This is a genomic window from Rahnella sp. AA, from assembly GCF_002834385.1.
Classification (GTDB): domain Bacteria; phylum Pseudomonadota; class Gammaproteobacteria; order Enterobacterales; family Enterobacteriaceae; genus Rahnella.
On record NZ_PITQ01000012.1, the window covers coordinates 1 to 14,550 of the forward strand.

General features: G+C 53.3%; 14 protein-coding genes. 3 read left to right on the plus strand and 11 right to left on the minus strand.

Translation table 11 applies throughout. The features are described from left to right. Positions 1 to 388: 388 nt before the first annotated feature. From hemG to pepQ, 4 genes are read right to left on the minus strand one after another with little or no spacing between them, the layout of a single operon-like run. A complete protein-coding gene (hemG, locus tag CWS43_RS22505; RefSeq protein WP_101079359.1) occupies positions 389 to 928 on the minus strand; it encodes a menaquinone-dependent protoporphyrinogen IX dehydrogenase in 540 nt (179 codons plus the stop codon). Positions 929 to 948: 20 nt separating this feature from the next. Continuing rightward, positions 949 to 2,400: a Trk system potassium transporter TrkH gene (gene trkH / locus CWS43_RS22510; protein ID WP_101079360.1), complete on the minus strand. Its 1,452-nt coding sequence runs from the start codon at positions 2,398 to 2,400 to the stop codon at positions 949 to 951. A 37-nt stretch (positions 2,401 to 2,437) separates the two neighbouring features. After that, the gene (locus CWS43_RS22515) at positions 2,438 to 3,049 is read right to left on the minus strand and encodes an IMPACT family protein (protein ID WP_101079361.1); all 612 of its coding nucleotides are present in this window, start codon (positions 3,047 to 3,049) and stop codon (positions 2,438 to 2,440) included. Beyond that, the gene (pepQ, locus tag CWS43_RS22520) at positions 3,049 to 4,380 is read right to left on the minus strand and encodes a Xaa-Pro dipeptidase (protein WP_101079362.1); all 1,332 of its coding nucleotides are present in this window, start codon (positions 4,378 to 4,380) and stop codon (positions 3,049 to 3,051) included. The genes CWS43_RS22515 and pepQ overlap by 1 nt, the downstream gene beginning before the upstream one ends. A gap of 189 nt (positions 4,381 to 4,569) precedes the next feature. Here pepQ and fadB point away from each other — a divergent pair, with 189 nt between their 5' ends. Together fadB and fadA are read left to right on the plus strand one after the other, a co-directional pair. Beyond that, positions 4,570 to 6,762 carry a fatty acid oxidation complex subunit alpha FadB gene (fadB, locus tag CWS43_RS22525; protein ID WP_101079363.1) on the plus strand — a complete coding sequence of 731 codons (2,193 nt, stop codon included), beginning with the start codon at positions 4,570 to 4,572 and terminating at the stop codon, positions 6,760 to 6,762. A gap of 11 nt (positions 6,763 to 6,773) precedes the next feature. After that, positions 6,774 to 7,937: an acetyl-CoA C-acyltransferase FadA gene (fadA, locus tag CWS43_RS22530; RefSeq protein ID WP_101079364.1), complete on the plus strand. Its 1,164-nt coding sequence runs from the start codon at positions 6,774 to 6,776 to the stop codon at positions 7,935 to 7,937. Positions 7,938 to 8,061: 124 nt separating this feature from the next. Here the strand turns inward: fadA and fre are convergent, their stop codons facing one another. The 3 genes from fre to pepE all read right to left on the minus strand — a co-directional run bounded on the left by fre (position 8,062) and on the right by pepE (position 11,192). After that, entirely contained in the window at positions 8,062 to 8,763 is a 702-nt protein-coding gene (gene fre, locus CWS43_RS22535) for an NAD(P)H-flavin reductase (RefSeq protein ID WP_101079365.1), read from the minus strand. A 48-nt stretch (positions 8,764 to 8,811) separates the two neighbouring features. Continuing rightward, positions 8,812 to 10,302: a 4-hydroxy-3-polyprenylbenzoate decarboxylase gene (ubiD, locus tag CWS43_RS22540; protein WP_101079366.1), complete on the minus strand. Its 1,491-nt coding sequence runs from the start codon at positions 10,300 to 10,302 to the stop codon at positions 8,812 to 8,814. Between the two features lie 164 nt (positions 10,303 to 10,466). Next, positions 10,467 to 11,192 carry a dipeptidase PepE gene (pepE, locus tag CWS43_RS22545; protein WP_101079367.1) on the minus strand — a complete coding sequence of 242 codons (726 nt, stop codon included), beginning with the start codon at positions 11,190 to 11,192 and terminating at the stop codon, positions 10,467 to 10,469. A gap of 173 nt (positions 11,193 to 11,365) precedes the next feature. On the opposite strand from pepE, the gene rfaH reads away from it, so the two are divergent. Continuing rightward, complete coding sequence (gene rfaH / locus CWS43_RS22550; RefSeq protein ID WP_101079368.1) at positions 11,366 to 11,854, plus strand: transcription/translation regulatory transformer protein RfaH; 489 nt, start codon at positions 11,366 to 11,368, stop codon at positions 11,852 to 11,854. A gap of 82 nt (positions 11,855 to 11,936) precedes the next feature. On the opposite strand, the gene tatD is transcribed toward rfaH, so the two are convergent. The 4 genes from tatD to tatA are packed head-to-tail and all read right to left on the minus strand — an operon-like array spanning position 11,937 to position 14,500. Next, entirely contained in the window at positions 11,937 to 12,725 is a 789-nt protein-coding gene (gene tatD / locus CWS43_RS22555; protein WP_101079369.1) for a 3'-5' ssDNA/RNA exonuclease TatD, read from the minus strand. A 57-nt stretch (positions 12,726 to 12,782) separates the two neighbouring features. Further along, positions 12,783 to 13,550: a Sec-independent protein translocase subunit TatC gene (gene tatC, locus CWS43_RS22560; protein ID WP_101079370.1), complete on the minus strand. Its 768-nt coding sequence runs from the start codon at positions 13,548 to 13,550 to the stop codon at positions 12,783 to 12,785. 2 nt (positions 13,551 to 13,552) lie between these two features. Further along, positions 13,553 to 14,230, minus strand: coding sequence for a Sec-independent protein translocase protein TatB (tatB, locus tag CWS43_RS22565; RefSeq protein WP_101079371.1), 678 nt, complete (start codon positions 14,228 to 14,230; stop codon positions 13,553 to 13,555). Between the two features lie 3 nt (positions 14,231 to 14,233). After that, the gene (gene tatA / locus CWS43_RS22570) at positions 14,234 to 14,500 is read right to left on the minus strand and encodes a Sec-independent protein translocase subunit TatA (RefSeq protein ID WP_101079372.1); all 267 of its coding nucleotides are present in this window, start codon (positions 14,498 to 14,500) and stop codon (positions 14,234 to 14,236) included. Positions 14,501 to 14,550: the final 50 nt, after the last annotated feature.

Here is a 14,550-nt window from a genome sequence, read left to right on the forward strand (position 1 = left end):
AGTGAACAAGTCACCTAAATGAATTACTGCTTGGTCACTCTTTAAGACTTGATATTTTTTGCCACCGAAGTGGCTGATATCGTCTTGTGAGTGCCCACACAGATTGTCTGATAAATTGTTAAAGAGCGTTCGTTGCGAGACTTAACTCAGCAACGTGGGAGGCACATATTACTCCCTCCCACTGAAGAGTCAACCATTTTCTTTTACAAGATGCGGTGTTTTCACCGGGTTGATTCTTCCTGACTGGGCGACTTGGTTCTCGTTAGAGGAGTCGTTGTTCCCGGTCAGTGGAGGCGCATTATAGGGAGTTCTCAGAAGGCCGCAACCCTTAATTTCAAAAAAACTTCCGAATGCTTTCTTTTTGGTCTAAACGTTTATTAAGCCCGCATTAGTGCGATTTTTTATACGATATCTGCCCAAAATCTTTCGCGAATTTAGCCACCTGCTGCCAGTCGGTGTATTCCACTTCTTTACTGGTGTCCGTTTCACCGCCTGTCATTCGCATAATCAGTTTGATCATCACCTTATCGAACCAGCGATAACGCGGATAACGTAATGCTCCGGCGAAGACACCGCAGATTGCAGGCTCCCACGGTGACGTCAGCAAAAACTTACGTACATAGGCATTGGTCTGCGGCGTTCTCTTCTCCGGCTTACGGGCGGTGAGATTCACGCCGAAAAATGCAGAAGGCATTTGGTTCAGTGTTTCCGAATGCTTCTTAACGAACTTATCCAGCACGGCGTTGAAATGACCATATCGGATGGATGCGCCGATCATGACCTGGTCGTAATGCTTTAAATCAATGGGGTCTGCATGAGCCAGATCGACAACATCGCAGCTGCACTTCTCTTTCAGCTCATTTGCTATAAAGGAAGCGATGGCATGAGTCTGGCCGTCACGGCTTGAGTAGAGGATCAACGCTTTCATTCTTATTCCCTTTCAAAAACTCATTCGCGCCAGAATGTCGGCGTGAACAGCACTAATAATGTGAAGACCTCAAGGCGGCCAAAGAGCATCGTGACAATCAGGATCCATTTCGCCACGGAATTCATGGATGCAAAGTTATCTGCCACGACGCCCAGCCCCGGCCCCAGGTTATTGAGCGTGGCCGTGACCGCAGCAAAAGCGGAGAAGTTATCCACGCCCGTCGCCACTATCGCCAGCATGCTGACAATAAACACCAGCGCGTAAGCCGAGAAGAAACCCCATACGGCTTCAATAATACGTTCCGGCAATGCGCGGTTACCCAGCTTGATGGTGTAAACCGCATTCGGGTGAACCAGTCTTTTCAGTTCCCGCGTGCCTTGTAAATAAAGCAGCAGGATACGGATAACCTTCAGGCCGCCGCCGGTCGAACCCGCACAGCCTCCAATAAACGCAGAACACAATAATAGAAGAGGCAGGAACAGCGGCCACTTCGAAATACTGTCGGTGGTATAACCTGCCGTCGTTGCCATCGACACCACCTGGAAGAACGCCTGATTCAGTGTTTCCAGCCCTGAGCCGTAGGTATTATGTATCCACAGGATAAACGTACAGATCACCACCAGCGTAAATTGCACGCCGATAAACATCCGGAATTCCGGGTCACGCCAGTAGACTTTCAGGTTGCGTCCGCTCAGCACCGCAAAGTGCAGACCATAGTTACAACCGGAGATCAGCAGGAAAACGGCGACAATCGTATTAATGGTGCCACTGTGGAAATAGCCGATACTGGCGTCGTGCGTCGAAAAACCACCGATAGCGATAGTTGAAAAGCTATGCCCGATGGCATCGAAAACCGACATCCCTGCGCCCCACAGTGAAAGCGCACAGGCGATAGTCAGCAGCACATAAATAAGCCACAGCGTTTTTGCCGTTTCGGCAATACGCGGGCGCATCTTGTTGTCTTTCAGCGGTCCGGGCATTTCGGCCCGATACAGCTGCATTCCGCCGACGCCCAATATCGGCAGAATCGCCACGGCAAGCACAATGATCCCCATACCACCAAACCATTGCAGCATCTGCCGGTAGAACAAAATGGCCTTAGGTAATGAATCCAGCCCGACCAGCGTGGTCGCGCCCGTGGTGGTCAGCCCGGAGAAAGATTCAAAGAAAGCGTCGGTGAGCGACAGATTCGGACGCTCTGAAAACAGAAAAGGCAATGCCCCGACGCTGCCCAGCACCGTCCAGAAGAGCACGACAATCAGGAAGCCTTCGCGCGGCTTCAGCTCGCTTTTTTGCTTACGGTTAGGCAGCCAGAGGAATAACCCAATGGCCAGAGCGACAAAGAAGGTCTGGCTGAACGCACGGCCCGCGCCATCGCGGTAAATTAAAGCGACCAGGCCGGGAATAATCATCGTTCCGGAGAAAAGGATGACGAGCACCCCGACGATGCGTGTTATGGCACGAAAATGCATGCTGGTGCGTTCCTCAGCGAATTAACCATAGAAAAATTTATGAAACCGGACGCAAGATGAGCGCGCCACGGCTGATATCGAAAAGCTGACTGATTGCGGCCTGCGCCTGTGCGGCAGGCAAAGCCAGAACGAGATCGACCGAAGCCCCGTATTCACTGCGTAAAATATGCCCGCCAACCTGCGAGAGCAGCGTTTCCACCAGCTGTAACTGGCTGTAATCACACTGCACCGCGTACTCCGCCAGCGGGACTTTTTGCTGCACAACTAGCAGCTTTAATGCCTGCTGGACACCGCCGCCGTAGGCTTTCACCAATCCGCCGGTGCCCAACATAATGCCGCCGTAATAACGCACAACGACGGCAGTTATTTCTCCGACCCCGCTTCCCATCAGCTGGCTGAGGATAGGTTTTCCCGCTGTGCCAGCAGGTTCACCATCATCGGAAAAGCCCAGTTGCTGAGAATCGTTCGGCGCGCCAGCCACAAATGCCCAGCAGTGATGACGCGCTGCCGGATGTTGATTTCTGGCGTCCTGAACAAAAGCTTTCGCCGCCTCAACGCCTTCCGTTCTTGCCAGCAAGGTGATGAAACGGCTCTTCTTTATTTCTTCGCTGTAACTGACCGGTTCAGCGGGGACGGAATACGGCTGCATCAGGCCAGCTTCAGATCACGGGTCATGTTCTCGATACGATTGTCATGGATGACAATATTGTCTTCGATACGGATCCCGCCAAATGGCTTCATTGCATTAATACGATCCCAGGCAAAGTGTTTACTGAATTGCCCTTCGCGCCACGGCGTCAGCAGCGAATCAATGAAATACAGGCCCGGTTCGATGGTCAGAACCATTCGTGGCTCAATCACACGCGTACAACGCAGATAAGGATATTGCGAAGGTGCGGCCAGATGCGTGCCCTGATCATCTTGCATAAAACCGGCAACATCATGAACCTGCAACCCCAGCGGATGCCCCAGACCATGCGGCAGGAAAGGCCCGGTCAGGTTCTGTTCAACCATCGCATCTTCACTGATATCGACCACCAGCTTGTGCGCTTTCAGCAGTTTGGCGATGCGATGGTGCATCTGAACATGATAGTCGGTATAGCGCACCCCGGATTTAATCAAATCAATTAACGCCAGTTGTTCGGTGTTCAGATCTTTAACCAGTGCGCCAAAATCGCTGTCAGGTTTTCCGGCATAGGTACGCGTCAGGTCAGCGGCATAACCGTTATATTCTGCGCCCGCATCAAGCAGGAAACTGCGCATTTCTGCCGGAGGCTGGTTATCAAGCGTGGTGTAATGCAGCACGGAAGCGTGTTCATTGAGCGCCACGATGTTGTCGTAAGGCACATCGGTGTCGCGGTGACCGGTCGCGGTGAGATACGCGAGATTGATATCAAACTCACTCATCCCCGACAGAAACGCTTCTTTCGCAGCACGGTGGCCGCTTACGGCGACTTTCTGCGCTTCACGCATACAGGCCAGCTCATAGTCAGTTTTGTAGGCGCGATGATAATGCAGATAATCCAGCACCGCTTTCGGGTTCACGTTCGACGCCGGAACGCCCATGCTGATGGCACGATCCTGGCTGGAGCCGATATAGCCCACGCGCTTCAGATCCACCGGCAACTGGCCTTTAATATCGTCCGCATTTGCCAGCGGCGTCAGCGAAATTTCTTTGGTCCAGAAACTCTCAGGCAATGGCTCATGGCTGTGCCAGTAATCCACCGGCGAATAGAACCACAGCTTCGGCGCATTAACGCCATCCACCCACAGCCAACAGTTCGGCACTTTAGTGACCGGCACCCAGGCTTTGAATTGCGGGTTAACTTTGAAGGGATAACTGTGATCATCAAGGAAGGTCGTTATCAGTTCACCGGAGTGAATGAGTAACGCATCAAGCTGAGAACGTTGCAGAATTTCACGGGCACGCGCCTGCAGCGTGGCGATATGTTCTTTATAAAGCGTAGTAAGCGATTCCATCCAACTGTCCTTTTTTCACCGGAAAGACGATGCAGCATCTTACCACAGCCTCACCGCGACCATAGTCCCGGAAGGTTTGTGATCTTGCCTGCAAATAAAACACATCTCATTTGCAAATTATTAACATAAAAACCACACTCGAAAACATCTGGTCATACCAGATCATCCCAGATGATTCAGGAGAGACACATGCTCTACCAAGGCGAAACATTACATCTGCACTGGCTCGATGGCGGTATTGCTGAGCTGGTGTTTGACGCTCCGGGCTCGGTGAACAAGCTCGATACCCAAACGGTCGCCAGCCTCGGCGAAGCCATTGCGGTACTGGAAAAACAGTCTGACCTGAAAGGTTTGCTGCTCAGTTCAGCGAAATCCGCTTTTATTGTGGGTGCGGATATCACCGAGTTTTTATCTCTGTTTAACGCACCGGCGGAAAAACTGCACGAGTGGCTGAATTTCGCCAACAGCATTTTCAACCGCCTGGAAGATTTACCGGTTCCGACGCTTTCTGCCATCAGCGGGTATGCGCTGGGCGGAGGCTGCGAATGTGTACTGGCCACCGATTTCCGTATCAGCACGGCTGACGCGCGCATCGGTTTACCGGAAACCAGCTTAGGCATTATGCCGGGCTTTGGCGGCTCGGTGCGCCTTCCGCGCCTGATTGGTACAGACAGCGCGCTGGAAATTATCGCCGCAGGCAAAAATATCAGCGGCAAAGATGCCCTGAAAATCGGGCTGGTTGATGCGGTCGTTGATGCAGAGAAACTGCGCGATGCCGGCATCAGCATGCTGCAACAGGCCATCGACGGGAAACTGGAATGGCACAGCCGCCGCGAACCGAAACGTCAGCCTCTGAAACTCAGCCAGATTGAAGCGGCGATGAGCTTCAGCGTGGCGAAAAGCATGGTTATGCAAAATGCCGGGAAACATTACCCGGCACCGATGACCGCGGTGAAAACGATCGAAGCCGCGGCGCGCCTTGGCCGTGACGAAGCACTTAAGCTGGAAACCGCCAGTTTTGTTCCTCTCGCGCAATCAAAAGAAGCACGTGCGCTGGTCAGCATTTTCCTTAACGATCAGTTCGTGAAAGGCAAAGCCAAAAAACTGGCGCAAGACAGTGAAAAACCGGCGCAGGCTGCCGTTCTCGGCGCGGGGATTATGGGCGGCGGTATCGCTTATCAGTCTGCACTAAAAGGTGTGCCGGTCGTGATGAAAGACATCAGCGAACAGTCCCTGACGCTTGGCATGAATGAAGCGGCTAAACTGCTGAATAAACAGCTGGAACGCGGCAAGCTGGACGGCATGAAGATGGCAAAAGTGCTGTCGACAATCCATCCGACGCTGGATTACAGCGGCATCGAACGCGCCAAAGTGGTGGTCGAAGCGGTCGTGGAAAATCCAAAAGTGAAAGCCGCTGTGCTGGCTGAAGCGGAATCCCTGCTGGGCGCCGACACGGTTCTGGCGTCCAACACCTCAACCATTCCGATCGACCAGCTGGCCTCTACGCTGAAACGCCCGGAAAACTTCTGCGGTATGCACTTCTTCAACCCGGTTCACCGGATGCCGCTGGTGGAAATCGTTCGTGGCGAGAAAACCTCGGACAAAACAATTTCGCGCATCGTCTCTTACGCGCTGGCGATGGGCAAAACGCCGATCGTGGTCAACGACTGCCCTGGGTTCTTTGTAAACCGCGTGCTGTTCCCGTATTTATCGGGCTTCAGCCTGCTGCTGCGTGACGGCGCGGATTTCCGCCAGATCGACAAAGTGATGGAAAAGCAGTTTGGCTGGCCGATGGGTCCGGCTTATTTGCTGGATGTTGTGGGCATCGATACCGCCCACCACGCGCAGGCCGTTATGGCCGCCGGTTTTCCGCAGCGCATGGCCCGCAATTACCGTGACGCCGTGGACGTCTTATTCGACAACCGCCGCTTTGGTCAGAAAAACCAGCTGGGCTTCTACCGCTACAGCCAGGACAGCAAAGGCAAACCGCGTAAAGACGTCGACGATCAGGCGATCAACCTGTTGGCTGAAAACCTGAAGCCTGCGCATTCCGATTTCTCACCGCAGGACATCATTGCCCGCATGATGATCCCGATGATTAACGAAGTGGTTCGCTGCCTGGAAGAAGGCATTATCGCCAGCCCGGCAGAAGCTGATATGGCACTGGTTTACGGCCTCGGATTCCCTCCGTTCCACGGTGGCCCGTTCCGTTATCTGGATACGCTCGGCACCGCCGCGTACCTGAAACTGACCGAACAATACGCACACCTCGGCCCGATGTATCAGGCACCGGAAGGGTTACGCGCCAAAGCACAGGCAAATGAAAGTTATTATCCGGTTGCGGCTCCGCTGGAAAATTTCAGCACCGGCAATCAGGCATAAGGACCGAAATCATGGAAAACGTAGTCATTGTTGACGCAGTCCGTACGCCAATGGGCCGTTCGAAAGGCGGCGCATTCCGCCAGGTCAGGGCTGAAGATTTATCGGCACATCTGATGCGTGCCCTGCTGGTACGCAATCCGTCCGTCGATGCAAAATCGATTGATGATATTTACTGGGGCTGCGTGCAGCAGACTCTGGAACAGGGCTTCAATATTGCCCGCAACGCCGCCCTGCTGGCTGAAATCCCACACAGCGTGCCGGCCACCACGGTGAACCGCCTGTGTGGTTCCTCCATGCAGGCTTTGCATGACGCGGCGCGCGCCATTATGGTCGGCGATGCGCAGGTCAGCCTGATCGGTGGCGTGGAACATATGGGCCACGTCCCGATGAGTCACGGCGTGGACTTCCATCCGGGCCTGAGCAAAACCGTGGCGAAAGCCGCAGGCATGATGGGGCTGACCGCCGAAATGCTGGCGAAAATGCACCAGATCAGCCGCGAGATGCAGGATGAGTTTGCTGCGCGATCCCATCAGCGGGCACACGCTGCAACACTTGCCGGGCATTTTGCCAATGAAATCGTACCGACCGAAGGCCACAACGCGGAAGGCGTACTGACCCGTTATGATTTTGACGAAGTTATCCGCCCGGAAACCACCGTCGCCACACTCGCGGCATTGCGTCCGGCCTTTGATCCGGTCAACGGCACCGTAACAGCGGGGACGTCTTCGGCGTTATCCGACGGCGCATCCGCGATGTTGCTGATGAGTGAATCCCACGCGAAATCCTTAGGTCTGAAAGCCCGCGCGCGGATCCGTGCGATGGCTGTGACCGGTTGTGACCCTTCTATTATGGGTTACGGCCCGGTTCCGGCGACGCGTCTGGCGTTGAAACGCGCCGGTCTTAGCGTGCAGGACATCGGCCTGTTCGAACTCAACGAAGCCTTTGCCGCGCAGGCGCTGCCGTGCGTAAAAGACCTGGGGTTGCTCGAAACGATGGAAGAACGCGTCAACCTGAACGGCGGCGCAATCGCGCTCGGACACCCGCTCGGTTGCTCCGGTTCGCGTATTTCCACGACTTTGCTGAACCTGATGGAACGTCGCGATGTGCAGTTTGGCGTCGCCACCATGTGTATCGGTTTAGGTCAGGGTATCGCCACCGTCTTCGAACGCCTCTGACGTCAGTCTGTAAAAAAGAAAAAGCGGGCTAAATGCCCGCTTTTTAAAATCTTGTTCTTCCCGTTTTAGTTGCCGTTTTCCCGCCTGTCAGGGGCGGGCTTTTTCTCAACGATCCATCTTCAGATCAGATGAAAGAGAAGGCATCACCAAACAAACGGTCTTCCAGCGCACCGCGTTCCGCAACAAAACGCTCACGGGCAATTTTGGCCATTTCAAAACGACCGGCGATATAAATATCGTGTTCCGCCAGTGAAGAGAAATCTTGCAGAACAGCACTCAGCACTGTCCCGCTTCTGCCCTGCCAGCCCTCTTCCGGCTGTTCGACAACCGGGATCACTTTCAGATTCGGGTGGTTGATGCTCATTGCTTCAAGCTCGCCCAAATCATACAAGTGCTTCAGCTCGCGGCCACCCCAGTAAATTGAGATATCCCGGTGAGGCTGTTGTTCGAGCGCAGTAATCAGAATGGAACGGACATACGAAAACCCGGTTCCACCCGCAATCAGCACCAGCGGACGTTCGCCTTCTTCACGCAGCCAGGCGTCGCCGTGCGGAATATCCACGGTAATCGCCTGTTCTTTCAGAATGCGATCCATCACCGCCATCGCGTACAAGTTCAGCTCAGATGCGCCGATATGCAGCTCAATAACGTTGTTTTCAGCAGGCGTCGAGGCCAGCGAGAACGGACGCTTGTCGCGCTCATCCATCACGACCATCAGATACTGACCCGCACGGAACGAAAAAGGCGCTTCCGGAACCAGCCGGACACGGTAAACCGTATCCGTTATCGCCTCAACCGAGGTCACTTTACAGCTCAATATTGTCATGCGTTCCCTCTGTGGGTCATCAAAGCAAAGCGTAGGACAAAGATTCGATTATTTTTTCGCATCGTCTTTATCATTAAGAATAGCGAGTTCATCCCAGATGGCGTCGATTCGCGCGGTCACGTCCGGATCTTTCACAATCGGGCGTCCCCACTCACGCTGCGTTTCTCCCGGCCATTTGTTGGTCGCATCCATCCCCATTTTTGAGCCAAGGCCCGAAACCGGGGAGGCAAAATCCAGATAATCTATCGGCGTGTTTTCCACCAGCACGGTATCGCGCGCGGGATCCATCCGGGTGGTGATCGCCCAAATCACGTCATTCCAGTCGCGGGCATTCACATCGTCATCACACACAATCACAAACTTGGTGTACATGAACTGACGCAGGAAAGACCAGACGCCCATCATGACGCGTTTGGCATGACCGGCGTACTGCTTCTTCATGGTAACGACTGCCAGACGGTAGGAGCAACCCTCAGGCGGCAGATAAAAATCAACAATTTCCGGGAATTGTTTCTTCAAAATCGGCACAAACACTTCATTGAGCGCCACGCCCAGCACCGCAGGTTCATCCGGCGGACGGCCTGTGTAAGTCGAGTGATAAATGGCGTCTTTACGCTGCGTCATGTGCGTAATCGTGAAAACAGGGAAACTGTCTACTTCATTATAGTAGCCGGTATGGTCGCCATAAGGGCCTTCGGGCGCCATTTCACCCGGTTCGATATACCCTTCCAGCACGATTTCGGCGCTGGCGGGGACTTCCAGATCGTTGGAAATACACTTCACAACTTCGGTTTTATTGCCGCGCAGCAAACCTGCGAAAGCATATTCAGACAGCGTGTCCGGCACCGGCGTCACCGCACCAAGAATAGTGGCAGGATCCGCCCCGAGCGCGACACTCACCGGGAAGCGTTTTCCCGGATTCTGCTGACACCACTCCTGGTAATCCAGCGCGCCACCGCGATGGGATAACCAGCGCATAATCACTTTATTTTTGCCCAGAACCTGCTGGCGATAAATGCCGAGATTCTGACGCGGCTTGTTCGGGCCACGCGTTACGGTCAGGCCCCAGGTGATGAGCGGTGCTGCATCTTCCGGCCAGCACTGCATCACCGGGATCTTCGTGATATCAACCGCGTCACCTTCCCAAATCTGCTCCTGACAAGGTGCGGAATGCAGCACTTTGGTCGGCATATTCAGCACCTGCTTAAACTTAGGTGCCTTATCGTATAAATCGCGAAAACCCCTCGGAGGCTCAGGTTCTTTCAGAAACGCCAGCAATTCACCTACTTCACGCAGGGCGCTGACGTCTTCTTTCCCCATGCCCATTGCGACACGCTGCGGCGTACCGAACAAATTGCACAACACGGGCATGTCATAACCTTTCGGATTTTCAAACAGCAACGCCGGGCCGCCTGCCCGCAAAGTGCGATCGGCAATTTCGGTCATTTCCAGATAAGGGTCAACAGACTGGCTGATGCGTTTCAGTTGGCCTCTCTTTTCAAGTAACGAGAGGAAGTCACGTAAATCACGGTATTTCATGCTGATTCTGAGTCGCCGGGTTGAAGGAGGGCATTATAAAGCCTCTCCGGTGTTGTTGCTGCCTTTTTGTTATCAGCAGGTAAACACTGATAACGAAAAAGCAGTATAACCGCCAGATTTAACCGCTGCAGGTCTGGCGATGCGAATGTGGCTGAGCAACAGCGTTACTGACAGTTAAAAGGCACCAGCGGCTGTATGGCCTGAGTATCCTGATATTCCTGCGTTTCCTGCCCGTGGCGGAATACTTTGAAACCCTGCCCTTTTGCGCTGAAATAGCTCAGATTATTGCCGGAGACCTGCAACAGGCTGCCTTCACGCAATGCCAGCACGGACTCCGACGGGTTAACCGCACAGAATTCGGCAATACGCTCATCGCGCGTTTCACCCATATGACCGCTTAAATGCGCGTCGATATAGTGCGGGTTAATCTGTACCGGGAAGAGACCCAGAGAAGGCAGAACCACGGAGTTGCGAACCGGCATATCATTGGTGGTGCGAATACTTGGCGTGGCTACGTTACAACCCGCGCTCCAGCCAATGTAAGGCACATTGCGTTCACGCACAGCACGCTGGATCGGCACAATCAGGCCATTTTCATGCAGCAGCTGGTTGAGCATCCAGGTATTGCCGCCGCTGATCAAAATACATTCTGCGCTGGCAATGGCCTGGGCAGGGCTGGCGGCGTGATGAATACTGTCGACTTTAATACCCAGTGAGTCCGAAAGCTCTTTCGCACGGGCGTCATAATCACTGCGGATCAGCGCGTAAGGAATCAAAACGGCAGAGCGGATATTTTTCGCATGCAACATTGCCTGGATACGCTCTTTCGCATAACCCAGTAACTCGGATTCACCTGAGAGTTTACCGTTACTCAGCAAGAACAACTCCATGAGACATCTCCTGATAAAATTAGGACTAAGAGAGGGGATAAGACTGCGCTTTTCTTCGATAATAAAAGATAACGGGCTGACAATCAGCAAGCGTCTGCACAGACAGACACTGTCTGTATCTCATGAGCGGCTTTTGATATGCTGCCCCGCTCAACGCTTTCATGTGGGAAACTATGGAATCCTGGTACTTACTCTATTGCAAACGTGGTCAGCTGCTTCGCGCGAAAGAACATCTGGAGCGCCAGGAAGTTAACTGCCTTACACCGATGATCACTCTGGAAAAAATGGTGCGTGGACGACGTACGGCCGTCAACGAACCTATGTTCCCGAATTACATGTTCATCGAGTTCGACCCTGAGCGGATCCATACCACGACGATCAACGCGACGCGTGGCGTCAGCCATTTTATCCGCTTTGGTGCCAAACTGGCGACAGTGCAGCCAGAGGTTATCAAACAACTGATGGAGCCCCCATCAGTAGAAATTCGCGATCCCGATACACCTTATGAAGGCGATCACGTCATCATCACAGATGGAATATTTACCGGTATCGAAGCGATTTATACCGAACCCGATGGCGAAGCGCGTTCATTGCTGATGCTGAACCTGATTAACCAGCCGGTCCGTCAGAGCATCGAAAACAAGTATTTCCAGAAAATCTGATTTGCGTTCACTGGCGTCCCGATGAAAAAGCACCGTTTACCGGTGCTTTTTTAATTCAGAAAGTTATTGAAACGCATTTATTTCAAAGTACGGGCAACGAAAAAAGCTTACGCGCATTCTCATCCGTGATATCCGCCAGCCATTGCGGATCCTCCCCCCGCCACATCGCTACCTGATTCACGATATGCGGCAGGAAAGCCGGTTCATTACGGCGATTCTTCGGCTTATTTTCCATATCACGCGGCAAGAGATAAGGCGCATCAGTTTCCAGCATCAACCGCTCAGCGGGGATCAGCGGCAGCATTTCGCGCAGTTCCAGCCCGCGACGTTCATCGCACACCCAGCCGGTAATACCAATCGACAATCCGAGAGCCAGATACAGTTCCAGCTCTTCACGCGTGCCGGTAAAACAGTGGACTACGCCGCCCGGCAGATCCGGCAGCCAGGGTTTGATCAACGCGGCAAACCGCTCTCCGGCATCACGGCAGTGCAAAAATACCGGCAACTGCAACTCTTTCGCCAGCGACAGCTGCGCGGTAAACGCCGCCTCCTGACTGTCTGCCGGGGAAAAGTTACGGTTAAAATCCAGCCCGCATTCGCCGATCGCAACAACCTGTGGCAATGCTGCCAGCTCGCGGATACTGCGCTCAACGTCTTCGCTCCAGTCACTCGCCTGATGAGGATGCACGCCCGCCGTCGACCAGCAGAAATCCGGATGTTCCATCGCCATCTTCTGCGCTTCAGCGCTTTCCTGCGCGGACGTGCCGGTGATCAACATACCGCTCAGACCGGCCGCTCTGGCTCTTTCGACGACCTGCGGACGATCTTTATCAAACTGACTACTGGTGAGGTTAATACCGATTTCAAACATGAAGAGTCCTAAAACAGAAACCGCCCAACAGGGCGGTTTTTTTCATCAAAGAATGTATTACGCAGGCTGATCAGGATCGGCTTCGTTATCAACATCAGCACGACGACGGCCACCCACATAGAAACGGGCAAAGAACACGCCGATTTCAAACAGCAGGTACATCGGAATGGCCAGCAGCGTCTGAGAGAAAACGTCCGGCGGCGTTAACAACATACCAACGACGAAAGCGCCGACTAACACATAAGGGCGCTTTTTCTTCAGATCTTCCGGTGTGGTTACGCCACTCCAGCACAGTAAAACGATCGCAATCGGCACTTCGAAGGACACGCCAAACGCCATAAACAGCGCCATCACGAAATCGAGATAGTTGTTGATGTCGGTGGCTATCTGAACACCAGCGGGCGCGGTTTTTGCGAAGAACGCAAACGCCAGCGGGAAGACGACAAAGTACGCAAAAGCCACGCCGAGATAGAATAACGCAGAGCTTGAGAACAGCAGCGGCATCATCAGGCGACGTTCATGTTTGTACAGCGCAGGCGCTACAAACGCCCAGACCTGATACAAAATGAACGGCGCAGAAAGAAATACCGAGACAATCATCGTCAGCTTGATTGGCGTGAAGAACGGCGATGCGACGTCAGTCGCAATCATGCTCGCGCCCATCGGCATCTGTTTGATCAGCGGAGAAGCGACCAGCTGATAGATATCATTGGCAAAATAAACCAGTGCCAGGAACACCACGATAATGCAGATAATGGCATTCAGCAGACGCTTACGCAGCTCAATCAGATGGCTGATAAGTGGTTGAGTATCTTCAACAGCCATGTTTAACGCTCACCTGTTGTTTGTGTTGATGAAACCGGCTTTACCGGTACTGCGGGTTCAGCAACAGGGGCTTCAGCCGCGACAGGTTTCATCACCGGCGCAGAGACAACAGAAGGCTCGGCAACCGTTGATTCTGTTACCGAAGGCTCCGCAGAAGCGGCCAGCGTTTCAGCATGTTCTGCTGCTGCATGCGCCGTCTTATTGGAGGCCAGCGCAGCATCAACGGCACTTTGCGGTGCGGAAACAGGCGCGGAGGCTACTTTCTCAACCGTGGCCGGAGAAATACCTGCATCATGATACGCTTCGGCTTCATCCAGAACCGGGTTGTGGATGGTGTTGCCTTCAGCTTTGGCGTTTTCGACAGCTTTCTCCGCAGGGTTCAGCCCTGAGTTGATCGACTGCTTCATAGACTCTGCCGCTTCTTTCAGCTCATCCATAGATGCTTTGATTTCTGGCGTTAAATTCTTCAGGCCAGCTTCTTCAGCTTTTTTCAGGCTGTCCTGCAATTCCTGAAGTTTCAGTTCCTGCGAAAGCTCGCTCTGAACAGAGGCCGCCATGGCACGCAGTGTGCGGATCCAGCCTGCTACTGTTCTTACTGCTACAGGTAAACGCTCCGGCCCAAGGACTACCAGGCCAATCACCAATACCAGCAGCAGTTCACTAAATCCAATATCGAACACGGCTTATACCTGCTCTTTGTTTTGGCTCTTGGTTTCATCTGCCTTGGCTGCTGGCTTGCTTTCAACAGACTTAGCGATGAAATCAGCATCAGAAGCAGAAGTGTCAGCATCTTTGTTAGTTTTCTGGCCTTCATCATCGCTCATGGCTTTTTTAAAGCCTTTGATGGAAGCACCCAGATCAGAACCCAGACCGCGCAATTTCTTAGTACCGAACAGCAGTACCACGAGTACAACGAGAATCAGGATTTTTGTAATACTAATACCACCCATTATTTTCACCTCAATAGGAAGGAACGACGTTCATTGCCGTTCGCAAACGG

Coding starts and splice junctions, on each gene's coding strand:
- hemG (WP_101079359.1), bottom strand. CDS start 928: ATGAAAGCGTTGATCCTCTACTCAAGCCGTGACGGCCAGACTCATGCC.
- trkH (WP_101079360.1), bottom strand. CDS start 2,400: ATGCATTTTCGTGCCATAACACGCATCGTCGGGGTGCTCGTCATCCTT.
- CWS43_RS22515 (WP_101079361.1), bottom strand. CDS start 3,049: ATGCAGCCGTATTCCGTCCCCGCTGAACCGGTCAGTTACAGCGAAGAA.
- pepQ (WP_101079362.1), bottom strand. CDS start 4,380: ATGGAATCGCTTACTACGCTTTATAAAGAACATATCGCCACGCTGCAG.
- fadB (WP_101079363.1), top strand. CDS start 4,570: ATGCTCTACCAAGGCGAAACATTACATCTGCACTGGCTCGATGGCGGT.
- fadA (WP_101079364.1), top strand. CDS start 6,774: ATGGAAAACGTAGTCATTGTTGACGCAGTCCGTACGCCAATGGGCCGT.
- fre (WP_101079365.1), bottom strand. CDS start 8,763: ATGACAATATTGAGCTGTAAAGTGACCTCGGTTGAGGCGATAACGGAT.
- ubiD (WP_101079366.1), bottom strand. CDS start 10,302: ATGAAATACCGTGATTTACGTGACTTCCTCTCGTTACTTGAAAAGAGA.
- pepE (WP_101079367.1), bottom strand. CDS start 11,192: ATGGAGTTGTTCTTGCTGAGTAACGGTAAACTCTCAGGTGAATCCGAG.
- rfaH (WP_101079368.1), top strand. CDS start 11,366: ATGGAATCCTGGTACTTACTCTATTGCAAACGTGGTCAGCTGCTTCGC.
- tatD (WP_101079369.1), bottom strand. CDS start 12,725: ATGTTTGAAATCGGTATTAACCTCACCAGTAGTCAGTTTGATAAAGAT.
- tatC (WP_101079370.1), bottom strand. CDS start 13,550: ATGGCTGTTGAAGATACTCAACCACTTATCAGCCATCTGATTGAGCTG.
- tatA (WP_101079372.1), bottom strand. CDS start 14,500: ATGGGTGGTATTAGTATTACAAAAATCCTGATTCTCGTTGTACTCGTG.